General features: G+C 65.2%; 22 protein-coding genes. 7 read left to right on the top strand and 15 right to left on the bottom strand.

Annotation, left to right across the window (positions count from 1 at the left end; genetic code table 11):
- Positions 1–66: 66 nt before the first annotated feature.
- From GEU84_RS00665 to alr, 9 genes are all read right to left on the bottom strand, one after another.
- Positions 67–666 (bottom strand): CvpA family protein, encoded by a 600-nt coding sequence (locus tag GEU84_RS00665; protein WP_152823582.1) that lies wholly within the window; start codon positions 664–666, stop codon positions 67–69.
- Positions 667–717: 51 nt separating this feature from the next.
- Positions 718–2079 (bottom strand): DNA repair protein RadA, encoded by a 1362-nt coding sequence (gene radA / locus GEU84_RS00670; protein ID WP_152823583.1) that lies wholly within the window; start codon positions 2077–2079, stop codon positions 718–720.
- 150 nt (positions 2080–2229) lie between these two features.
- A complete protein-coding gene (locus GEU84_RS00675) occupies positions 2230–3255 on the bottom strand; it encodes a hypothetical protein (RefSeq protein WP_152823584.1) in 1026 nt (341 codons plus the stop codon).
- A 117-nt stretch (positions 3256–3372) separates the two neighbouring features.
- Entirely contained in the window at positions 3373–3810 is a 438-nt protein-coding gene (locus tag GEU84_RS00680) for a paraquat-inducible protein A (protein ID WP_152823585.1), read from the bottom strand.
- Positions 3811–4091: 281 nt separating this feature from the next.
- On the bottom strand, positions 4092–4847 hold the full coding sequence (locus GEU84_RS00685) for a DNA repair protein (protein ID WP_152823586.1): 756 nt from the start codon (positions 4845–4847) through the stop codon (positions 4092–4094).
- A gap of 156 nt (positions 4848–5003) precedes the next feature.
- Entirely contained in the window at positions 5004–5366 is a 363-nt protein-coding gene (locus tag GEU84_RS00690; RefSeq protein ID WP_152823587.1) for a hypothetical protein, read from the bottom strand.
- Positions 5367–5369: 3 nt separating this feature from the next.
- Positions 5370–6116: an ABC transporter ATP-binding protein gene (locus GEU84_RS00695; protein WP_152823588.1), complete on the bottom strand. Its 747-nt coding sequence runs from the start codon at positions 6114–6116 to the stop codon at positions 5370–5372.
- The gene (locus GEU84_RS00700; RefSeq protein WP_152823589.1) at positions 6113–6895 is read right to left on the bottom strand and encodes an MlaE family ABC transporter permease; all 783 of its coding nucleotides are present in this window, start codon (positions 6893–6895) and stop codon (positions 6113–6115) included. Before GEU84_RS00700 ends, GEU84_RS00695 begins: the two co-directional genes overlap by 4 nt.
- Complete coding sequence (gene alr, locus GEU84_RS00705) at positions 6892–7941, bottom strand: alanine racemase (protein WP_152823590.1); 1050 nt, start codon at positions 7939–7941, stop codon at positions 6892–6894. The genes GEU84_RS00700 and alr overlap by 4 nt, the downstream gene beginning before the upstream one ends.
- A 317-nt stretch (positions 7942–8258) precedes the next feature.
- Here alr and GEU84_RS00710 point away from each other — a divergent pair, with 317 nt between their 5' ends.
- From GEU84_RS00710 to GEU84_RS00730, 5 genes are all read left to right on the top strand, one after another.
- Entirely contained in the window at positions 8259–9161 is a 903-nt protein-coding gene (locus GEU84_RS00710; protein ID WP_152824067.1) for an AAA family ATPase, read from the top strand.
- A gap of 86 nt (positions 9162–9247) precedes the next feature.
- The gene (locus GEU84_RS00715) at positions 9248–10510 is read left to right on the top strand and encodes a vWA domain-containing protein (protein WP_152823591.1); all 1263 of its coding nucleotides are present in this window, start codon (positions 9248–9250) and stop codon (positions 10508–10510) included.
- Between the two features lie 122 nt (positions 10511–10632).
- Positions 10633–12597 (top strand): OmpA family protein, encoded by a 1965-nt coding sequence (locus GEU84_RS00720; RefSeq protein ID WP_152823592.1) that lies wholly within the window; start codon positions 10633–10635, stop codon positions 12595–12597.
- A 138-nt stretch (positions 12598–12735) separates the two neighbouring features.
- Positions 12736–13722, top strand: coding sequence for an XdhC family protein (locus tag GEU84_RS00725; RefSeq protein WP_152823593.1), 987 nt, complete (start codon positions 12736–12738; stop codon positions 13720–13722).
- Positions 13722–14723, top strand: a complete 1002-nt coding sequence (locus tag GEU84_RS00730; RefSeq protein ID WP_152823594.1) for a molybdopterin-binding protein — start codon at positions 13722–13724, stop codon at positions 14721–14723. Before GEU84_RS00725 ends, GEU84_RS00730 begins: the two co-directional genes overlap by 1 nt.
- A 46-nt stretch (positions 14724–14769) precedes the next feature.
- Here the strand turns inward: GEU84_RS00730 and infC are convergent, their stop codons facing one another.
- A complete protein-coding gene (gene infC / locus GEU84_RS00735) occupies positions 14770–15336 on the bottom strand; it encodes a translation initiation factor IF-3 (protein WP_152823595.1) in 567 nt (188 codons plus the stop codon).
- A gap of 189 nt (positions 15337–15525) precedes the next feature.
- Between infC and GEU84_RS00740 the strand changes: the two genes are divergently transcribed.
- A complete protein-coding gene (locus GEU84_RS00740; protein ID WP_152823596.1) occupies positions 15526–16158 on the top strand; it encodes a hypothetical protein in 633 nt (210 codons plus the stop codon).
- 82 nt (positions 16159–16240) lie between these two features.
- On the opposite strand, the gene GEU84_RS00745 is transcribed toward GEU84_RS00740, so the two are convergent.
- From GEU84_RS00745 to GEU84_RS00765, 5 genes are all read right to left on the bottom strand, one after another.
- Positions 16241–17056 carry a ferredoxin--NADP reductase gene (locus GEU84_RS00745; protein ID WP_152823597.1) on the bottom strand — a complete coding sequence of 272 codons (816 nt, stop codon included), beginning with the start codon at positions 17054–17056 and terminating at the stop codon, positions 16241–16243.
- Positions 17057–17165: 109 nt separating this feature from the next.
- Positions 17166–17573, bottom strand: coding sequence for a DUF934 domain-containing protein (locus GEU84_RS00750; protein WP_152823598.1), 408 nt, complete (start codon positions 17571–17573; stop codon positions 17166–17168).
- Positions 17570–18334, bottom strand: coding sequence for a phosphoadenylyl-sulfate reductase (locus tag GEU84_RS00755; protein ID WP_152823599.1), 765 nt, complete (start codon positions 18332–18334; stop codon positions 17570–17572). Before GEU84_RS00755 ends, GEU84_RS00750 begins: the two co-directional genes overlap by 4 nt.
- Complete coding sequence (locus tag GEU84_RS00760; RefSeq protein ID WP_152823600.1) at positions 18324–19994, bottom strand: nitrite/sulfite reductase; 1671 nt, start codon at positions 19992–19994, stop codon at positions 18324–18326. The genes GEU84_RS00755 and GEU84_RS00760 overlap by 11 nt, the downstream gene beginning before the upstream one ends.
- 29 nt (positions 19995–20023) lie before the next feature.
- Positions 20024–20329, bottom strand: a complete 306-nt coding sequence (locus GEU84_RS00765) for a DUF2849 domain-containing protein (RefSeq protein WP_152823601.1) — start codon at positions 20327–20329, stop codon at positions 20024–20026.
- A gap of 157 nt (positions 20330–20486) precedes the next feature.
- On the opposite strand from GEU84_RS00765, the gene GEU84_RS00770 reads away from it, so the two are divergent.
- Positions 20487–20948 (top strand): Lrp/AsnC family transcriptional regulator, encoded by a 462-nt coding sequence (locus tag GEU84_RS00770; RefSeq protein ID WP_152823602.1) that lies wholly within the window; start codon positions 20487–20489, stop codon positions 20946–20948.
- Positions 20949–21015: the final 67 nt, after the last annotated feature.

Genomic DNA, 21015 nt, shown 5'->3' on the forward strand with positions numbered 1-21015 from the left:
CATGTAGTCGCTTGTCACCCCAGTGTCACGGGGCGATGCGCCGCAGCCCGTCACCGCGCCGTGAACTCAGTTGCCAGCGGCGGGCGCAGGGGCCGCTTCGACCGGGGCGGCCGGGGCTGTGCAGCTGCCCACCAGCGATTCATACTGTGCCACGACCCAACCCGGCGCATCCGAGGGGATGTTTTCGTCGATGTTCTGCTGGAAGGACGCGAACACCTTGGCCGAGCGCGAATTGTCCACCATCGGCACGGTATCGGCGGCCACGGCGCGGTCATAGACGATGAAGGCCACCGCCACCAGCAGGATGCCCCGGATCACGCCGAACAGGAACCCCAGCCCCTGATCAATGCCCCCCAGCGCCGACCGCTGGATGACGGATGAGAACAGCGGCGTGAACAGCGACATGATCACAAGGCCAAGCGCGAACACGGCGGCAAAGGCGGCGATGATGCCCAACTCGCAGCTGTCGCCCAGAAATTCACCGATCACCGGCAGCTCGCGCACCAGGGGCTGCGCCTGCGGGGCGAAGATAAAGGCCAGCACCGCGGCACCGATCCAGCCCGCAATCGCCATGACCTCGCGCACCACGCCGCGCGAATAGGCCAGGATCGCCGAAAGCACGATGATCACCGCCACCACAGCGTCTATCAGGGTAAAGCCGTCCATCATCCGCTCCTCAAGGGCTTGTCCTGCCCCGATTATTTCGTTTTCGGGGCATCAGCCCGCCCCGAACATTTCGCCCACGAAAGCCGTCAGATCGGCCATTTCGCGCACCCGCATTCCTTCGCCGCCCCCGGTTTTCGACCGGGCGGGCAGCGCCGCCTGTGAAAAACCAAGTTTCGACGCTTCTTTCAACCTGTTTTCGGTCTGCGTCACCGGGCGCAGCGCACCCGACAGGCTGATTTCGCCGAATAGCACCATGTCTGGCGGAATTGCCACATCTTCGCGCGCTGACAAAAGGGCTGCCGCAACGGCAAGGTCGGCTGCGGGTTCACTGACCCGCATTCCGCCTGCCACGTTCAGGAACACGTCAAGCCCGGCAAAAGGGATGGCGCAGCGCGCCTCCAGCACCGCAAGGATGGTGGATAGGCGGCCCGAGTCGATGCCCACCACCGTGCGGCGCGGGGTGCCCAGCGTCGATGGCGCAACCAACGCCTGAATTTCGGTCAGCACCGGGCGCGTGCCCTCGATTCCCGCAAAGACCGCCGAACCGGGCGCGGGCGCGTCACGGTCCGACAGGAACAGCGCCGAGGGGTTCGTCACCTGCGCCAGCCCCATGCCGGTCATCTCGAACACGCCGATCTCATCCGCCGGGCCGAAGCGGTTCTTCACCGCGCGCAATATGCGGAACTGGTGGCCCCGCTCGCCCTCGAAATAAAGCACGGTATCGACCATGTGTTCCACCACGCGGGGGCCGGCGATCTGGCCCTCCTTCGTCACATGGCCCACCAGCACCACCGCCACGCCGCGCCGCTTGGCGAATGTCACCAGCTCATGCGCCGCCGCCCGCACCTGGCTGACCGAGCCGGGGGCACTGTCCACCGTATCCAGCCACATGGTCTGGATCGAATCGATGACCGCCAGCGCCGGGCGTTCGGCATCCAGCGTGGTCAGGATGTCGCGCAGGTTGGTCTCTGTCCCCAGAATCACCGGCGCGTCGGTCAGACCCAGCCGCGCCGCGCGCATCTGCACCTGCGCCGCCGCCTCCTCGCCCGAGATATACATGCATTTCAGCCCGGTGCGGGCAAAGCTGGCCGCCGCCTGAAGCAGCAGCGTGGATTTGCCGATGCCCGGATCGCCACCCACCAGAATGGCCGATGCGGGCACAAGGCCGCCGCCCAGCACTCGGTCCAATTCCTCCATCCCCGAGGGCGCACGGGGCGGGGCGGCCTCTTGCGTCGCCAGATCGGTCAGCGGGATGGCCCGCCCCTTGGCCCCCAGCGCCTTGGGGCCAGCCGACAGCGGCGCCTCCTCGGCAATGGTGTTCCACCCCCCGCAGGCATCACAGCGACCCACCCATTTCTTGTGGACGGCCCCGCAGGCGGAACAGGTGAAGGTGTGGGCGGGTGGCTTGGCCATGGCGCGTTGATGCAACGGAACGGGGGCGGGGGCAATGGGGGAGGAGGGGGGGCTTGGTGGTCGTCTGAACTGTGTCGCACTCGCGCGCTACCCTTGGCACTCAGTCTCCGCAAACTTGTTATGTGGTATCAAAAAACACCATTTGTGGCCTCAACGCCAATCCTGAAAGCTCTGGCTATAGCCGCGTTCGGTCAGAATTTTGGCGGTGAGTTCGTTCCATTTAAAGCTACCCGAAAAGATTTTCACTGCTTTGGTGGTTACGGGCCATGGAAAATCCCTGAGATAATCACTGTTTAGTGCAACTTTTGCTGAATGAAAGTCACGCAAGCGCGCTTGGTGCTCGAGACCAACGAGCCTTGCGAGCTCCTTGCAATTGAAAAGTGACAGGCGCTCAAGCTGTGCGCCAGTCAGGTCCACGGATTTCAACTGAAGCTGATCTTCGATCCGCAGATTGCGCAAGCAAGGAAAACGCGACAAATCTCCTAATGACTGAAATCCGCGAACACGCAGTATCTGTAAGGTTTGCAGTGTCTTGCTGGAAAACTCGTCGATAGTGTCCCGGCCGCCAAGGATCAGGGTCAACTTTTCAAGAGCCGGAAGCACGCGTAAGAAGGCTATGCTTTGTACCTTTGCAAAAGAACCGAGTGTGACTTCCTTGAGATTGCATAAGCGGGCAATGGCGTCGATACCCCTGGAATGACCCTGAACAAAAAGCCTTTCCAGCGACGAGCATTTTGACAGGGGAGTCAGATCTAGGTTTCGCTTTCTGTTTTCGCTCAACGTGAGCGATGTAAGACGTCGAAGATCGAGCCTTTCGAGCAAATCCGGGCGGTCAAATTCGAAAACTCCAAAATGTAGAGCAGACAAGCGTTGCAGACCCAACAGAACGTCTTCGTTCAATATGTTATTCAAACAGTCAAGCGACAGGGTTTTTACGTCAGGTAGTTCCCTCAGAACTGCTGCGTCAAAACTTGAACCATAATGACCATAAAACCTTACCTCCAGCCAGTCCGATGACTCACGGCAAATGTCGTTCAATGCCCGCAAGAGATGAGGTGTATAGGCGCCTGCATGACTGAATTGAACAACAAACTTACCGGGCGTCCCCATCTTTTCGGCGATTAGGAGCGGTGAGAGGGAAGTCGGATTTTCTATTCTTCTTGGATCAAGATTCACTGTGGACCCCCTTGCAAGCCAGTCAGAAGTTGTGCCGCCATATTGCTTTCGATGAGGCAACTCGGCAACAATTGCTGGCGAAATGAATGCTTCATCCGCAATGCCAACTGCTTCCGCTCACCCCCTCCGCCCCGCCATCACCGACACCACCAGCGACGCCAGAATGCACCCGGTAAAGAAATACAGCCCCCAGGCCACCTCCACCCGTGCCAGCCCCACCCCCTTGATTACCACGATATAGAGCGCGATCAGGAACACATCGGCCATCGCCAGTTTGCCCAGCACATGCAGGGCAGGCAGCAGGCGGGGGGACAGCAGGCGGGCATGGATCAGGGCGAGGGCGATGGTTTTCAGATAGGGCGCGAACAGTGCAAAGACTGTGACCACCAGCGCCAGCAAAACATCGGTGCCCCACAGCGCCTGCAACCCCGAGATCACCGAAATCTCCGACAGGCCGAACAGCGGCAGCACCCCGGCCCGCATCAAAGGTGCGAACCAGGACAGCGGGAACAGGATCAGCAGGGCCAGATTGGCCAGCGGCAGGGGGCGCAGCATGGGGGCCTCGGGGGTATGGGCCGGCGACGGGGCCGGGTGGCCGCAACCTGACCGGGGGGCCGTTAGCGGTCAAGACCCGGGTTCGCGGCGCGCCGATTGCGCCGCCCCATCACCGCGGGGAAGGCGGCAGTCCCAAGCGACAGGTGCAGCGCCTGCATCACCTCGGGCGCATCCCGGCACCGGCAGGCGGCCTTCACAGTCAGGCGGACGGCACGAGATCAGGGGCTTTGCCCCGCGCGGGCCAATTTCGGGCGGCCGCCCTGCCCATCGCGCAACCGATGCTATTTGCCGGGCTTTGGCAATGACACCACATTCGCCTCGCGCGGTTCGTCGAAATCATAGCCCAGCGTGGGCAGGATTTCGCGCAGGTCAGCCTCCAGCCGCTTGATCTGCTCATGGCTGGTGCGCTCGTCGGCCTCGATATCCTGCATCCAGCGGCGCAGGGCGTCGCAGGTCTGGCGGGCCAGGGTGATGCGTTCCGACAGGCCCTGCACCTCTTCCTGCCGCTGTTTCAGGAACATTTTCGCCCGCGCCACCCGTTCGTCCGAATAGGTGCGCGCCAGTTCGCGCGATTCGAAGCTCATCTGCGCAGCCAGTTGCAGCAGTTCGGGTTCCAGATGCCCAAGGTCGGGGTGTTTGCGCAGCAGATCCATCCGGCTGCGCAGCGCGTCAAACTCGCCTGACAGCGCGAACACCCCGGCGCGGTCGCCGGCATGGGCGGTGGAATAGGCGCGGCGCACATCCTCCATCGAGATCTGGAAACTGCGGTGGCTGCGCTCCAGCCGGGCCATGCGGGCATTGGCGGGCAGGAAAAAGCACATGAGCAGCAAGAGCGCGGTCAGCGCCACCTGCACCCACATGCCCGCCATCGGCAGCGCGGCCCCGCCGAAGGTCAGCACCAGATCGGGCCAGGGCAGCCACCCCACCGCCGCCATGAGCGTGGCCGCCAGCAGCGCCAGCGCCAGACCCACCAGCAGATACAGCGCCAGGGCCTGCATCATCCGCTGCGCCTGCCGCCAAAGGGAATCATTGAACATGCCGCCACCCCTGCAAAACAGGATTAACCATTTGGAAAGGCGCGGAAAATAGCAATGAAATTCGCAGACTTTTGCCAAAATTGCCATTGAAAACAGGCAGATACCCGTGATTGACGCGGGGCGGGAAACAATGTTCAACCGCCGGTTTTGCGCGGCTCAGAACCGCCAGGTCAGGATGACATGCGCCGCAAACATCCACAGCGCCAGCACCCCGGCGATTCCCGCCACGATCACCCAGCGCGCCCAACGTGCGTGACGCAGGTTCAGCATGCCAGCGGCGGCCAGCAGGGCAACCAGCGTCACAAAGATCAGGTTGGTATCGTCAGGGCGCAGCGGCAGGATGGAACGCAAGGCCGCAGCCAGCGGCCCGGCGGCCAGCGCCAGACCCAGCACCGCCAGCAGCCCCAGCGCCCGCAGGCGGAACCCGGGCTGGCAAAGCCCCAGCACCACCAAAGCCAACCCGCCACCAAAGCCGCACAGCGCACCGCCCAGCACAAGGATCAGCAACGCCTCATTCATCGCTCAACGCACCGAGGCAATGGGCCCTTCGGCACGGCCATGGATGAACTGCTGCACATAAGGGTCTGATGTCGCATCCATATCTGCCACCGGCCCTGTCCAGCGGATCAGCCCGCCATGCAGCATCGCCACATTGTCGGCAATCGCGCGCACCGAAGTCATGTCATGCGTGATGGTCATGGCTGTGGCCCCCATTTCCACCACGATCTCGCGGATCAATTCGTTGATCACCCCGGCCATGATCGGGTCAAGGCCCGTGGTCGGCTCGTCGAAAAAGATGATCTCGGGCTCGGCGGCAATCGCCCGGGCCAGACCCACGCGTTTCTGCATGCCGCCCGACAGTTCGCCGGGCAACTGGTCGGCGACCTCAGGCCGCAGGCCCACGCGGCGCAGCTTTTCGATGGCAATCTCGCGCGCCTCGGCCTTGGGGCGTTTCCTGGCCCCGCGCAGCAGGCGGAAGGCCACGTTTTCCCAGACTTTCAGCGAGTCAAACAGCGCGCCGCCCTGAAACAGCATGCCAAAGCGCGCCAGAAAGGCATCGCGTTCGGCGTGCGCCACATCCTCGCCATCCAGCGTGATGCGGCCCGCGTCCGGGCTCACCAGCCCCAGCACGCATTTCAAAAGCACCGATTTGCCGGTGCCCGACCCGCCGATGATGACCATCGACGACCCACGCGCAATCTGCAGGTCCACGCCGCGCAGCACGCGGTTGGCCCCGAACGTCTTTTCCACCCCGGTCAGCGCGATCATTGCGAAAACATCAGCGAGGTGAGCAGGAAGTTCGCGGCCAGTATCAGCACCGATGCCGTGGCCACGGCGGTCTTGGTCGCCGCCCCCACGCCCTGCGCCCCGCGCCCTGACCGCATGCCCTGATAGCAGCCGATCAGCGTGGCGATAAACCCAAAGGCCGCCCCCTTGACAAGCGATGATGCGATATCGGGCAGGGTCAGGAAATCCACCGTGTTCTGGATATAGCCAGCGCGGTTGAAACCCAGTTGCCCGGTGGCCACCATGAACCCCCCCATCACGCCGATGATATCGCCGATGCCCACCAGCAGCGGCACCGTCAGCGTGCCGGCCAGCACACGCGGAATCGTCAGGTATTTCATCGGGTTGGTAGACAAAGTGACCAAGGCATCAATCTGTTCGGTGACTTTCATCGTGGCAATTTCCGCCGCGATCGAGGATGTGACCCTTGCCGCCACCATCAGCCCCACCAGCACCGGCCCAAGTTCGCGCACCATGCCGATGGCCACAATTTGCGGCACCACCGCCTCGGCGTTGAAGCGCGAGCCGCCGGAATAGATCTGCAAGGCCAGCGCGCCGCCGGTGAACACCGCCGTCAGCCCCACCACCGGCAGGCTGAACCAGCCGATCTGCACCAGCGCCTGCCCGCATTCGCGCAGGTAGAACGGGCGGCGCGGGGCCAGCACGAACACCTGGCCCGCAAAGATCACGATGCGGCCAAAGGACGCCAACAGCGCCAGAAAGGCCCGGCCAATCGCGGCCAGCGGTGATGTCAGCGTCATGCGCCCCGCCCCGCATAGCGCCGGGCATAGCGGGGGCCAAGGCCGGTCAGAATCTCGTATCCGATGCTGCCACCCGCCGCCGCCAGATCATCCACACCCTGATACGGCCCCAAGAGGTCAAGCGCATCGGGCACAGCCTCCAGATGGCTGACATCCACTGTGATCAGATCCATCGACACCCGGCCCACCAAGGGGCAGGGCACATCGCCCGCCCAGAAGGTCGCATTGCCCGACAGGCTGCGCAGCAGCCCGTCGGCATAGCCGCCCGACAAAGTGGCGATCAGGGCAGGGGCCTCGGCCACATGGGCGCAGCCATAGCCTACCGCCTCGCCCGCCGCGACCTCGCGCAGCTGGATCACCGGCAGCGACAGGCTGACCACCGGATAGCCCGCGGCATGCGGCAAGCCACCGTAAAGCCCGATGCCGGGCCGTGTCAGGTCGAAATGAAATTCCGGCCCCAGCAGGATGCCCCCGGTGGCTGCAAGCGAGCGTGGCACGCCCACACCATCCGTCATCGCGTGAAATTCGACCAGCTGCGCCATGTTCAGCGGGTGATCCGGCTCATCCGCGCAGGCCAGATGGCTCATGACCAGTTCGGGCCCCGCGTCCAGCACAAGGGCCGCCACCGCCTCCCATTCCGCGCGTTCCAGCCCCAACCGGTTCATTCCGGTGTCCAATTGCAGGCCAAAACCATGTCCGGGCAAGGTTTCCAGATGCCGGGTGATCTGGTCGATGGAATTGAGCATCGGCGTCAGATCAAGGCTGCGGATCAATTCGGCATCGCCCGCCATATGCCCGCCCAGCACCGCGATCTGCGGCCCGGGGCCAAGCGCCTGCCGCAGCGCCACGCCTTCTTCCGCCACGGCCACGAAGAACCGCCGCGCGCCTGCCTGCGCCAGCGCCCGCGCCACCCGCGCCACGCCAAGACCGTAAGCATCGGCCTTGACCACCGCCGCCGTCTGGGTGCCGGGGGCGGACAATTGATCAAGCCCGCGCCAGTTGGCGGCAATGGCATCAAGGTCGATGGTGAGGGTAGCTGTGGCCATGGCCGTGTTTTGACAGCCGCGCGCGCAAGGTCAAGCGGAAAGGCACGGCTCTGGGCGGAGCCTTGCCCGGCCCCGGCCCGGGGGAGCCGCCCTCGGGGGCATCGAGCCCCCTTCGGGCGGCGTTGCCACGCGATGACCTTGGCGCGTTGCGGATGGTGCCGATGGCGGAGGCCTCCGGCGGGGATACTTGAACCAGCAAGAAAACGGGGGTCGGTCGCCTTGTCCATTGGTCGCATGCGCCCGATGCCTGCTTGACCCGCCCGGCCCGGCCCGCCACCCTGAACGCCAATGCGCAAAGGACCAGCCCCGTGACCGACATGCCCGACAGTATCGACGCCGTGGAAACCTTGCTTGCCGGTCAGAATTACGTCGCCTCGCGCGCGCTGGCCACGGTGGTGTTTCTGGCCCTGCGGCTGGGTCGCCCGCTGTTTCTGGAGGGCGAGGCCGGCGTGGGCAAGACCGAGATCGCCAAGGCCATCGCCACCGGCCTTGGCCGCCGGCTGATCCGGCTGCAATGCTATGAAGGCCTTGATGCGGCGCAGGCGGTCTATGAATGGAATTTCGCCGCCCAGATGATCGCCATCCGCACCGCCGAAGCCGGGGGCGGTGCTGATCGCAACGCGCTGAAGGCGGAACTCTTCACCGAGCAATACCTGATCGAACGCCCGCTGTTGCAGGCCATGCGCCCGCAGCCCGGCGGGGCCCCGGTGCTGCTGATTGACGAGCTGGACCGCACGGATGAGCCTTTCGAGGCGTTTCTGCTGGAGGCGCTTTCTGAATTTCAGGTCACGATCCCCGAAATCGGGCCGATCATCGCGCCCGAACCGCCCATCGTCATCCTCACCTCCAACCGCACGCGCGAGGTGCATGACGCGCTGAAGCGCCGTTGCCTCTATCACTGGGTCGATTACCCCAGCTTCGCGCGCGAAATCGAAATCCTCGCCGCCCGCGCGCCCGAAGCCACCGAAAGCCTCAGCCGCGAGGTGGTGGCTTTCGTGCAGCGGCTGCGCAGCGAGGATCTTTTCAAGAAACCCGGCGTCGCCGAAACCATCGACTGGGCGAAATGCCTGCTGGCGCTGGACGTGATCAGCCTCTCGCCCGAGGTGATCGCCGACACGCTGGGCGCGATCCTGAAATACCAGGATGACATCCAGAAAATCCAGGGCTCGGCGGCCAAGAAGCTGCTGGATGACGTGCGCCGCGAACTGGCCCCGGCATGAGCGCGCCTTTCTTCATTTTCTGTCTCTAAATATCCCCGGGGGGTCCGGGGGGCAGGCAGCCCCCCGGCGTTTGACAAAAGCACCGCATGACCGAATACGCCCCTCTCGACATCCCCGACCAGGGCAAGCTGGCCCACAACATCACCCATTTCGCCCGGGCCCTGCGCAAGGCCGGGCTGGCGATCGGGCCGGGGCGGGTGATCGACGCCATCCGCGCGGTCGAGGCTGCGGGCTTTACCGAGAAGCGTGATTTCTACTGGGTGCTGCACGCCTGTTTCGTTTCCCGCCCCGAGCATCGCCCGGTGTTCCAGCAGATTTTCCGGCTTTACTGGCGCGACCCGCGCTATCTGGAGCATATGATGGGCCTGATGCTGCCCGCCATCAAAGGCGTGCAGGAGGAACGCGCGGCGGCGGCGGCCGAAAAGCGCGCGGCCGAGGCGCTGCTGGACGGGGCCAACCGCGAGGTGCCGCAGCAACCCGAAGGCGAGGACGACGCCACGCAGATCGAGGTGGATGCGTCGCGCACCATGTCGGCGCAGGAACGGCTGCGATCGCTCGACTTCGAGCAGATGTCGATCGCCGAGGTGGCCGAGGCCAAGCGCATGCTGGCGCGGCTGTCGCTGCCGGTGAAGCCGCTGGCTTCGCGCCGCATGCAGCCGGGCGGGGGCGGGCAGCCCGACGGGAGGGCCACGTTGCGCGCGGCGCTGCGGCGGGGTGGCGAGATCGCCCGCATTGCCCGCAAGAGCCCCAGCATCCGCTGGCCCAATCTGGTCGTGCTTTGCGACATATCCGGCTCGATGAGCCAGTATTCCCGCATGGTGCTGCATTTCCTGCATGCGGTGGCCAACCGCAAGGGGCAGGGCTGGGCGCGGGTGCATGGCTTCACCTTTGGCACGCGGCTGACCAACATCACCCGCCATCTGCGGCAGCGCGATGTCGATGCGGCGCTGGCGGCGGCGGGGGCCGAGGCGCAGGATTGGTCGGGCGGCACGCGTATCGGGGCCAGCCTGCACGCCTTCAACCGCGACTGGTCGCGCCGGGTGCTGGGGCAGGGCGCGGTTGTCTTGCTGATCACTGACGGGCTGGACCGGGACGATGCCGGTGCGCTTTCGTGCGAAATGGAACGTCTGCACCTGTCGGCCCGCCGCCTGATCTGGCTGAACCCGCTCTTGCGGTGGGAGGGTTTTGCGCCCCGCGCCAGCGGCATCCGCGCGATGATGCCGCATGTCGACAGTTTACGCGCGGGCCATTCCATCGCCTCGCTGGAGGCTTTGGGGCGCGCGATCTCCGACGGTGGCGATGCGGGCGAAAAGGCCCGGCTGATGCGGTTGATCGGCACCGACCGATAGGGCACCGCAGCGCCGGAACAATCGTCATCGCCGCGCGTTATCTGATCTCAGGCCGTTCGTTATTGCATAGCAGGGTGCAGGATGCGCAATCAGGCCGCCAGAATGACGCGAAAGGGTGTCCCATGAAGAAACCGATCCGCAACCGCTTTGTCACCACGACGGCGGCCTTGTCCGTGGCGCTGGGTGCGATGCAGCCGCTGCCGCTGCTGGCGCAATCCGCCGAGGGCTGTGTGCCGACCGAAAACCAGCCATGCCCGCCCGAGGCGCAGGCCGCCGAACCCGAAGCCGCAGCCCCCGCAGCCGAGGGCGTGAACGAGGGCGACGCGGCGCCCGCACCCGAGGCTGTGGCACCAGAGCCTGCCCCGGAACCGGCCCCCGAAACCCCCGCCGATGCCCCGCCAGAGGCACCCGCCGACGCGCCCGTCGAAGTGCCCGCCGATACGCCGCCCGAGGCACCAGTTGAAGCCCCCGCCGAAGCCCCGGCGGAAGCCCCTGTCGAAGTTCCCGCCGATACGCCGCCCGAGGCGCCGGTAGAGGTGCCGGCAGAAGAACCTGCCGAAGCGCCGGTCGAAGTGCCGCAACCCGAAGCAGCACCCGAGGCCGCACCGGAACCGGTGCCCGAAGCAGCGCCAGAGGTGATGGAAGAACCGGCTACCGGCGCGGTTGATCAACCGGCCCTGCGCTCGGATGAAATTCCCGCCCCGCTGGCGGATGAAGCGCCCGATGCTCCAGCTGCCGAACCGCCCGTCGCCGAACCGCCCGTCGCCGAAGCACCGCTCGACAACACGACCACCGATGATGCCGGCGGCGCCGAGGCTGAACCTTCGGCTGACGGGTCGGCAACCCAGGATGCAGACAAGACATCTGACAATGCGCCAGAACAAAGCGTGATCCCCAAACCCCGCGCAGAACAGGCGACGGATGACAACACCGCCGCGACCGGCGCGCAAGACCAGAACGCCGCAGCCGCACCCGATGCGCCTGCCGCCACGCCCACCGAGGCGGCGGTTGATACGCTGACCAACATCCTGCAAGGCGAAACCGGCACCGCCGCCGCCGCCGCCGCCGCTGATGGCACCGCCCCCGCCGAGGCCCCCGCCGCCACAGTCACCGATGTGACCGAGGCGGACACCCGCGCCAGCGACGAGGATTTTGCCGATGCCCCCGCCGCCGAGGCGAAAAAGAAAGGCGGCCTCAGCGATCTGGAGAAATTCGGTCTGGTGGCCCTTGGCGCGCTGGCCGTGGGCGCCGTGCTGAACAACCGCGACAAGGTGGTGTCAAATTCCGGCGACCGCGTGGTGGTCGAACGTGACGACGGCAATTTTTATGTGCTGAAAGATGATGACACCCTGCTGCGCCAGCCTGGCAGCCGGGTCGAGACGCAGAATTTTGACGACGGCTCCACCCGCACGGTGGTGGATCGTGAGGATGGCAGCCGGATCATCACGATCCGCGATGCCTCGGGCCGGGTGCTGCGCCGCGCGCGGGTTGATCTGGATGGCAGCGAAACCCTGCTGATCGACGATCTGGCCCCGGTGCAGGAGGTGATCGTGGCCGATCTGCCGCCGCCCCCGGCGCAGCAACTGACCATTTCCACCGCCGATGACGGCCAGTCGCTGCGCGATGCCCTGGCCCAGATCGACGCCCGCGAACAGGATCGCGCCTATTCCCTGCGCCAGATCCGCGACTTCCGCGAGGTGCGGGCACTTGCGCCCACCATCGACGTGGACAGCATCACCTTCGACACCGGATCGGCGGCAATTGCCGTGACCGAAGCGGAAAAGCTGGCCGATCTGGGCAACCTGATTGCCGGGCTGATCGCCGAGCGGCCGAACGAGCTGCTGCTGATCGAAGGCCATACCGATGCCGTGGGTTCCGCCGCCTCCAACCTCGCGCTGTCGGACCGGCGCGCGGAATCGGTGGCGCTGGCGCTGACCGAATACTTTGCCGTGCCGCCGGAAAACCTTGTGGTTCAGGGGTATGGCGAAAGCGATCTGCGCATCCCCACCGATGCCGCCGAACCCGCAAACCGCCGTGTCGCCGTGCGCCTGATCACGCCGCTGATGCAGCAGGCCGCACTGGACTGACCTTACATCCGGTCATGCCTGACCTTCAGGCCCGCCCCCTTGCCCGGGGCGGGCCTTTTCAATGGCACCTTTTGCCTGTGGCCTCCCCGTTCAGGCTGCCGCATAATCCGCTCAACCCGAAGCAGCCGGAGTGACCCCATGCACGCCCATGACAGCATCCCCGAAATCGCGCTGGACTGGCACCGGACCGGCCGGGGCGCGGTGCTTGCCACGGTGGTGGAAACCTGGGGCTCCGCCCCGCGTGCGGCGGGCAGCCAGCTTGCCATATCCGGCGCGGGTGATCTGATGGGTTCCGTCTCGGGCGGCTGTGTCGAGGGCGCGGTGGTGGCCGAGGCGCTGGCCGCGCTGGCGGATGGCCAGCCGCGCCTGCTGACCTTCGGCGTCAGCGATGACCAGGCCTTTGCCGTGGGTCTGGCCTGCGGCGGCACCATCCGCGTGCTGGTGGACCCGGTTGTTGCAGATCCGGGGGGGCAGGGCCTGCCCGAATCCCTGCTGGCCGGTCTGGTCGCGGCCCGCGCCGCCCGCCAACCTGTCGCGCTCCAGGTGCAACCGGAACGCTGGGAACGCCGCCTCGGCGATGCGCGTGATCCGGCGGTGGCCGCACGGCTGCGGTCCGACAGGTCGGGGTCAGAAGAGGACGGCTGGTTCACCGGCGTTCACAACCCGCCGCTCAGGATGATCGTGGTGGGCGCGGTGCATATCGCACAGCCGCTGGTGCAGATGGCGCGGCTCACCGGCTACGACCCGGTGCTGATCGACCCGCGCGCGGCCTTCGGTTCAGCCGCGCGCTTTCCCGGCGAAACGATTCTGGAGGATTGGCCGGACGAGGCGATGACGGCGCTGGCCCCCGACACCCGCAGCGCGGTGGTCACGCTGACCCATGACCCGAAGCTGGACGATCCGGCGCTGCTGGCGGCGCTGGCCTCGCCCGCCTTCTATATCGGCTGCCTGGGGTCCAGCCGCACCCATGCCAAACGGCTGGACAGGCTGCGCGCGGCGGGCATCACCGAGCATCAGATCGCCCGCTTGCATGCCCCGGTGGGGCTGGATATCGGCGCGAAAACCCCCGCTGAAATTGCCGTCTCGGTGCTGGCGCAGATCACCCAGCGGCTGAGGCAGGGCTGATGCGCTTCGGCACCGTTCCCCTTGACGCCGCCCTTGGTGCAATCCTCGCGCATTCGGTTGGCTTGCCGCAGGGGAGGCTGCGGAAGGGCTGCTTTCTGGGGGTGGACGAGATCGCACAGTTGCGCGCTGCCGGTCTGGCGGCAGTCACCGTGGCGCAACTCGGGCCAACGGATGTGCATGAAGATGCGGCAGCGCTGGCTGTTGCGCAGGCGCTGGTGCCGGACCCTGTGGCTGCAGGGCTGCGGTTGCGTCCGGTGGGAACAGGGCGGGTGAACATCCACGCTGACGTGACCGGGCTGGCCGAGGTGCTTGCGGAGAGGGTGAATGCCTTGAACGCGGTCGATCCGATGATAACGCTGGCCACTGTGCCGCGCTGGCAGCGGCTGGCACAGACCGAGATGGTGGCCACGGTGAAGGTGATCGCCTATGGCGTCGGTCATGCCGCGGTCGTGGCGGCTTGCGCGGCGGGTGAAGGGGCCTTGCGGATGCGCCCGGTGGCGATGTCCGAGACCGCCCTGATCCAGACCGTTACCCCGAACGACGACGGCGAGAAGGGCCACCGTGCGATTCAAAAGCGGCTGTCTGCACTGAATGTTGTCTTGCAGCCGAAACGGCTTGTCGCCCACAGTGAAGACGAGCTTGCCGCCGCCCTGAATGCTGTGACGGGGGCCGACCTGATCCTGATCCTGACCGCCTCGGCCACCTCAGACGCGCAGGACGTGGCGCCACAGGCGCTGCGACGCGCCGGGGGCAGCGTCGAACGCTTCGGCATGCCGGTTGACCCCGGAAACCTGCTGTTTCTTGGCCAACTGGGTGGTGTTCCGGTCATCGGCCTGCCCGGTTGCGCGAAAAGCCCGGCGTTGAACGGTGCCGACTGGGTGATGGAACGGGTGATCTGCGGGGTGCCGGTGACGGGCGCGGATATTGCCGAAATGGGGGTTGGGGGGCTGTTGAAGGAAATTCCGGCGCGCGGCCGGTTGCGAAGCGCGACGCAGGAATGAACACGGGGGCCGTCTGGCCCCCGTGTTCATTCGGCTGACAGGGCAATCACTTCGGCCCGATCATCATCACCATCTGGCGCCCCTCAAGGCGCGGCATCGACTCGATCTTGCCGGCCTCGGCCGCGCCCACATCGGCGGCCACACGGTTCAGCAATTCCAGCCCCAGTTCCTGGTGCGCCATCTCGCGGCCACGAAAGCGCAAGGTGACTTTCACCTTGTCGCCCTCTTCCAGAAACTTCAGCACCGACCGCATCTTCACGTCATAATCATGCGTGTCGGTGCCCGGACGGAACTTGATTTCCTTGATCTCGATGATGTGCTGCTTCTTGCGGGCCTCGGCCTCGCGCTTCTGCTGCTCATACTTGAATTTGCCGAAGTCCATGATCTTGCAGACCGGCGGCTCCGCGTTGGGCGAAATCTCGACCAGATCGAGGCCCGCTTCTTCGGCCATCTGCATGGCGCGGGCGGGGGTCACGATGCCGACATTCTCGCCATCCGCGCCGATCAGGCGGATTTCGGGATTGCGGATGCGGTCGTTGATCCGGGGGCCCGTGTCGCGTTGCGGCGGGGCGTTGTGGGGTCTGCGGGCTATGGTGACAATCCTTCGTGTCATTGCGTGTGGCCGATAAAATAGACTGCAAGCCGGGCCGGTTCAACCGGAATCGGCCCGCGATCTGTGGCCGTGGCCGCCGCGCCGCGCCTTGATTCCCGGCAGGCCAGCCCCCAGATGCTTTTCATCCGCGCGGATTTCTGTCAGAGCGCGCACAACCGCCGCTTGCCTGCGGTTTATGGAGTGTGAAACATGAACAAGTCTGTGATCATCGGGGCCGTTCTGGTGCTGGCTGCCGGGGCTGGCTATTACCAGTTCAGCTATGTGCCGGCGCAGCAGGCCATCGCCCAGGCCGAGGCTGACGCGCAGGCCGCCGAAGAGGCCGCCGCCGCCGCCGCCGCCGAGGCCGAAGCCGCCGCTGCCGCCGCTGCGCAAGAGGCCGAAGCGGCCGCCGCCGCCGCCGCTGCCGAGGCTGAACAAACCGCCGCCGAAGCCGCCGCTGCGGCCGCAGCCGCCGCCGACAGCGCGACCGAGGCCGCGTCTGACGCCGCCGCCGCCGCATCCGATGCGGTCGAGGGCGCGGTCGATGCCGCCACCGAAGCCGCGACCGACGCTGCCGATGCCGCCACGACTGCGGCCACCGAGGCTGCCAATGCCGCAACCGAAGCGGCCACCGATGCCGCCGATGCCGCTGCCGACCTGCTGCCTGCCGATCTGCTGACGGTGGAAAACTTCGATCTGGCGCGGGTGAATGCGCTGATCGACGAATCCACCCTGGCCGCCGATGTGAAAACCACGCTGAAATCGACGGTCGAGGCCGCTGCGGCCACGCCCGCGCTGCTGGCCCCGGCGCTGGCATCGGTCAGAACCGCGCTGGGTCTCTGATCCACGCCACAGAAAAACGCCGCGCAGGATATGCGCGGCGTTTTTTTATGCGTTGCCCTTCAGTGGCTTGCGCGACAGCCCATCAGATCCCGTCGCCGACAAAGGCCTTTTCCACCACATATTCCAACGGTTCGGAATTCGCACCCTCGCGCAGGCCAAAGCCTTCCAGCACCGCCTTCACATCATGGTTGAAGGCCAGCGAACCGCAGACCATCGCGCGGTCATGCGCGGGGTCCATCGGTTCCAGCCCCAGATCGGCGAACACCTTGCCCGATGTCAGGTTGTCGGTGATGCGGCCCATCAGGGGCGTCTGTTCGCGCGTCGTGGTGGGGTAATACAACAGCTTGTCCGCCACCATCTCGCCGATCAGCTCGTCATCCTTCAGGCCTTCCACCAGCTGCCGGCCATAGTCCAGCTCGGCCGCCTCGCGGCAGGTGTGCATCATGATGACCTGATCGTATTTCTCATAGGTCTCGGGGTCGCGCATCAGGCTGGCGAAGGGTGCCAGCCCCGTGCCCGTGGCCAGAAACCACAGCCGCTTGCCCGGCAACAGCGCGTCATGCACCAATGTGCCCACGGGTTTCGGCCGCAGGATGATCTGGTCGCCCGGCACGATATGTTGCAGGCGGCTGGTCAGCGGCCCATCGGGCACCTTGATGGAATAGAACTCCAGCTCGTCATCCCAGTTGGGCGAGGCGATGGAATAGGCGCGCAGCAGGGGTTTGCCGTTGTCACCCAAAAGCCCGATCATCACGAATTCGCCGGAACGGAAACGCAGGCTGGCAGGCCGCGTCACGCGGAAGGAAAACAGCCGGTCCGTCCAGTGTTTTACAGCAGTGACGGTCTGGGCATCGGGCAGGGTTTTCACGGGGGCAACAACGGCGGTCTGATCGGTCATCGGTCCATCATCCAGAACCCGGGCAGCGGCCCGGGTATTTCATTTGTATACATACATATTTGCGCCCGATTCTCAAGGCGCTTGCCGGGTGGGGCCGCCAGGCCCGCGATCAGGCGCGCAGCCGCGCCTGATAATTATGCGCCTGCCAGTCGGCGCGAAAGGCCCATTGTGCCGCAGGCTGGCGGGCGACAAGATCATCGCCGATCTCCACCTCGTCAAAGCCGCTGCGCCGGGCCATGGCATATTGATCGGCCAGCACATGCCCGAAGGCGCGCAACCGCCCGGTATAGCCCATCCGGCGCAGGTGTGCAGCCAGGGTGAAGCCCCGCCCGTCATTGAAGGCCGGAAATGCGATGCGGATCAGTTGCAGGTTGGCCAACTGGTTGCCAAGCGCGGCCGGATCGGCGGTATTGGCCAGATCGACCGCGCCCTGATGCGCGGCCAGATCCTCCAGCGGCACAAAACCTGCCGCCCAGTCATCGGCCGCAAAGCCGGTATCGGTGACGATCACGCTCATGCCGCGTTCTCCGTATTGGGGGCATCAAGGGGCACGCGCACCATCTTGCCGTTGATGAAATGTATGCCGCATTCGGTTTTGTTGCTGCCACGCCAACGGCCTGCGCGCGGATCTTCACCCGGTTTCACCGGGCTGGTGCAGGGCGCGCAGCCGATCGATGGATAGCCCTTGGCCACCAGCGGATGCCGGGGCAGGCGGTTGTTGACCATATATTCCTCAAGATCATCCCGGCCCCAATGCGCCAAGGGGTTCACCTTGATGCGCAGATCGCCCTCGGCCTCGAAAAACTCCACCGCCGCGCGGGTTGACCCCTGATAGCGTTTGCGCCCGGTGATCCAGCTATCATAATCGCGCAGCGCGCGTTCCAAGGGTTCGGTCTTGCGCAGCGCGCAGCAGGCATCGGTGGAAAACTGGTGCAGCGTGCCGTCGGGGTCGTCGAAATCCACCCGGGCCTGATCGGCGCGGATGGTCTGGATATTGGTCAGTTCCAGCTTTTCCGCCAGTTCCTGCTGGTAGGCCAGCGTTTCGGGGAACAGCATCTGCGTGTCGATGAACAGCACCGGGGTGTTGGCATCCAGCACCGACAAAAGATGCAGAAGCACCACCGATTCCGCCCCAAAACTGGAGACAAGCGCGATGCGACCGACCTGGGGGTCGGTCAGCGCGCGTTCCAAGACGGCGGTGGCCCCGTGGTGGCGGTAGCGCGCGTTCAGATCGGCCACGCGTTCCGCCACCGGGGCAAGGGATGTGTCACGCGGCATTCTGCGCGGCCTCGGCGGGGTAAAGCGCCGCCTTGAACGGGGCAAGGCCGACACGGCGGTAGGTTTGCAGGAAGGTTTCCGCAGGTTCGGTGCGCTGTTCCAGATAGGCGTGGATCAGGCGTTCGATGGCGGGCACAATTTCAGTATAGGCGAAACCCGGGCCGGCCCGTTCGCCGACCACAGCGGTTTCGGTGCCGTCGCCGCCCAGCGTGATCTGGTAGTTTTCCACACCCGCACGGTCCAGCCCCAGAATGCCGATATGGCCGACATGGTGATGCCCGCAGGCGTTGATGCAGCCCGAGATCTTGATCTTCAGCGGGCCAACCTCATGCTCCAGCTTCAACTCGTCGAACCGCAGCGCGATGTCCTGCGCCACGGGGATCGAACGGGCCGTGGCCAAAGCGCAGTAATCCATGCCGGGGCAGGCGATGATATCGCTGATCAGGCCCACATTGGCCGTAGCCAGCCCCACCTGCGCCAAGGCGGCATGCAGGGCGGGAAGGTCGGACTTGTGGACATGCGGCAGGATCACGTTCTGCTCATGACTGATGCGCAGTTCCGAATGGCCATAGCGTTCGGCCAGATCGGCCATCGCGCGCATCTGCGCCGATGTGGCATCTCCGGGGGTTTCGCCATGCGCTTTCAGGCTGATGGTGACGATGGCGTATTCGTCGTTGCGGTGCCGGGCCAGATTGGTATCGGCCCAGGCGCGGAAGACCGGATCAGCGCTGTAGAAGGCATCATAGGCATCGGTTGGGGCAGTGCGGAACACCGGGGGGGCAAAGGCCGCCTCGATCTGCGCCAGCAGTTCCTGATCGTAGCCGCCAAAGCCGGGGCGGATTTCGGCAAAGCGTTCTTCGATCAGCCGGGTGATCTCGTCCACCCCCGTTTCATGCACGGTGATCTTGATGCGCGCCTTGTATTTGTTGTCGCGCCGACCCAGCATGTTGTAAACGCTCAGCACGGCCTCGACATAGGGCAGCAGGTCAGCCTTGGGCAGGAAGCCCCGCACGGTGTGGCCGATCATCGGGGTGCGGCCAAGGCCACCGCCCACGATCACCTCGAACCCCGGCTCGCCCGCCGCATTGCGCACCATGCGCAGGCCGATGTCATGCGCGCGGGTCACGGCACGGTCATTCGGGCTGCCGGTGATGGCGATCTTGAACTTGCGCGGCAGGAACTGGAATTCGGGGTGGTCGGTGGACCATTGGCGCAAAAGCTCGGCCACCGGGCGCGGATCCTCGATCTCGTCCGCCGCAGCACCGGCGAAATGGTCGGCGGTCACGTTGCGCACGCAGTTGCCGCTGGTCTGGATGGCGTGCATTTCCACATCGGCCAGGGCCGACAGGATCGCGGGCACATCTTTCAGCACTGGCCAGTTATACTGGATGTTCTGCCGCGTTGTGAAATGGCCATAGCCCTTGTCCCATGTGTCGGCTATATGGGCCAGTTGCCGCATCTGGCGCGGGTTCAGCGTGCCATAAGGGATGGCCACGCGCAGCATGTAGGCATGCAGTTGCAGGTAAAGCCCGTTCATCAGCCGCAGCGGGCGGAATTCATCCTCGGTCAGCGAGCCGTCGATGCGACGCTCCACCTGGCCCGAGAATTGCGCCACGCGGGCGCGCACGAAGGCTTCGTCGAAGTCGGAGTAGGTATACATGTGCCTGCCTGTGCTGCCTGATGCCGCGCTTACTGCGCTGCCGTTTCCTGCTTGCCGTGGAAATAGTTGGACGGGCCGCGCGTGCGGAACGCCTCGCGGAAATGCACCGGCTCCGGCCCGTTGGGGCCTGCCTTGGCATCGGCCAGATAGGCCCCGACGACCTTGCTTTTCTGCGCCGCCGCGTGCAGCAGGCGCATCTGGGCATGCGCCTCGTCCTCGATCAGTTCAGCCTCGTGATGCTGGCGCGACCAGCGGTCATCGGCGGTCAGATAGATCACGTCGCCCTCCAGCAGCGCATTTGCGGTGACGACTTTGGGGATATAGGGGCGGCTCATGCGGGCCTCATTCGGGCGAAGGGTGACAACGGGTGTTTCTGCCCTGCAATATAGGATATTTTCCTGTTGCAGCGCCATGGGACTGCGCAGATAAGGAAGATTGTTCCGTTTCAACGCCGCAATGGAACGGTTTTCCGGCAAAGGGGAGTTTCAGCGAATGGCAGTCCGGCTGGACGAGATGGACAGGAAAATCCTTGCCGAGTTGCAGGAGGATGCGGCGCAGTCGCTGGATGAGATTGCCCGCAAGGTGGGCTCGTCCAAGACCCCGGTGTGGAACCGCATCCGCCGCATGCGCGAACAGGGCGTGATCCTGCGCCAGACGGCCCTGCTGGACGCCGAGGCTTTGGGGCTGGAGGCGTGCTTCTTCGTGCTGATCCGCACATCGGAACATGAGGCGGAATGGCAGCGCAAGTTCCTCAAAGCCCTGCGCGAACGCCCCGAGGTGATGGAGGCGCACCGGCTGGCAGGCGACATCGACTATATCCTGAAAGTGCGGGTCGCCAATGCGCGGGCCTATGACACGTTCTATCAGGCGCTGATTTCCGAGGTGCGGATCTACAATGTGACTGCGTTGTTGAGCATGGAAGAGATCAAGGCGACCACGGTGCTGCCGCTGTAACGGGCGATTTTCCTGCGAAAAATCATCATGGCGCATCTCTTTTTCATGCGGCGCGCTTCCCGGGGCG

The sequence above is a fragment of the Fertoeibacter niger genome (assembly GCF_009380135.2).
GTDB lineage: Bacteria > Pseudomonadota > Alphaproteobacteria > Rhodobacterales > Rhodobacteraceae > Fertoeibacter > Fertoeibacter niger.

What these genes read in the sequence shown, in the direction of transcription:
- GEU84_RS00665 (WP_152823582.1), bottom strand. Translation starts at nt 666, where the DNA reads ATGGACGGCTTTACCCTGATAGACGCTGTGGTGGCGGTGATCATCGTG.
- radA (WP_152823583.1), bottom strand. Translation starts at nt 2,079, where the DNA reads ATGGCCAAGCCACCCGCCCACACCTTCACCTGTTCCGCCTGCGGGGCC.
- GEU84_RS00680 (WP_152823585.1), bottom strand. Translation starts at nt 3,810, where the DNA reads ATGCTGCGCCCCCTGCCGCTGGCCAATCTGGCCCTGCTGATCCTGTTC.
- GEU84_RS00685 (WP_152823586.1), bottom strand. Translation starts at nt 4,847, where the DNA reads ATGTTCAATGATTCCCTTTGGCGGCAGGCGCAGCGGATGATGCAGGCC.
- GEU84_RS00690 (WP_152823587.1), bottom strand. Translation starts at nt 5,366, where the DNA reads ATGAATGAGGCGTTGCTGATCCTTGTGCTGGGCGGTGCGCTGTGCGGC.
- GEU84_RS00695 (WP_152823588.1), bottom strand. Translation starts at nt 6,116, where the DNA reads ATGATCGCGCTGACCGGGGTGGAAAAGACGTTCGGGGCCAACCGCGTG.
- GEU84_RS00700 (WP_152823589.1), bottom strand. Translation starts at nt 6,895, where the DNA reads ATGACGCTGACATCACCGCTGGCCGCGATTGGCCGGGCCTTTCTGGCG.
- alr (WP_152823590.1), bottom strand. Translation starts at nt 7,941, where the DNA reads ATGGCCACAGCTACCCTCACCATCGACCTTGATGCCATTGCCGCCAAC.
- GEU84_RS00710 (WP_152824067.1), top strand. Translation starts at nt 8,259, where the DNA reads ATGCCCGACAGTATCGACGCCGTGGAAACCTTGCTTGCCGGTCAGAAT.
- GEU84_RS00715 (WP_152823591.1), top strand. Translation starts at nt 9,248, where the DNA reads ATGACCGAATACGCCCCTCTCGACATCCCCGACCAGGGCAAGCTGGCC.
- GEU84_RS00720 (WP_152823592.1), top strand. Translation starts at nt 10,633, where the DNA reads ATGAAGAAACCGATCCGCAACCGCTTTGTCACCACGACGGCGGCCTTG.
- GEU84_RS00725 (WP_152823593.1), top strand. Translation starts at nt 12,736, where the DNA reads ATGCACGCCCATGACAGCATCCCCGAAATCGCGCTGGACTGGCACCGG.
- GEU84_RS00730 (WP_152823594.1), top strand. Translation starts at nt 13,722, where the DNA reads ATGCGCTTCGGCACCGTTCCCCTTGACGCCGCCCTTGGTGCAATCCTC.
- infC (WP_152823595.1), bottom strand. Translation starts at nt 15,336, where the DNA reads ATGACACGAAGGATTGTCACCATAGCCCGCAGACCCCACAACGCCCCG.
- GEU84_RS00740 (WP_152823596.1), top strand. Translation starts at nt 15,526, where the DNA reads ATGAACAAGTCTGTGATCATCGGGGCCGTTCTGGTGCTGGCTGCCGGG.
- GEU84_RS00745 (WP_152823597.1), bottom strand. Translation starts at nt 17,056, where the DNA reads ATGACCGATCAGACCGCCGTTGTTGCCCCCGTGAAAACCCTGCCCGAT.
- GEU84_RS00750 (WP_152823598.1), bottom strand. Translation starts at nt 17,573, where the DNA reads ATGAGCGTGATCGTCACCGATACCGGCTTTGCGGCCGATGACTGGGCG.
- GEU84_RS00755 (WP_152823599.1), bottom strand. Translation starts at nt 18,334, where the DNA reads ATGCCGCGTGACACATCCCTTGCCCCGGTGGCGGAACGCGTGGCCGAT.
- GEU84_RS00760 (WP_152823600.1), bottom strand. Translation starts at nt 19,994, where the DNA reads ATGTATACCTACTCCGACTTCGACGAAGCCTTCGTGCGCGCCCGCGTG.
- GEU84_RS00765 (WP_152823601.1), bottom strand. Translation starts at nt 20,329, where the DNA reads ATGAGCCGCCCCTATATCCCCAAAGTCGTCACCGCAAATGCGCTGCTG.
- GEU84_RS00770 (WP_152823602.1), top strand. Translation starts at nt 20,487, where the DNA reads ATGGCAGTCCGGCTGGACGAGATGGACAGGAAAATCCTTGCCGAGTTG.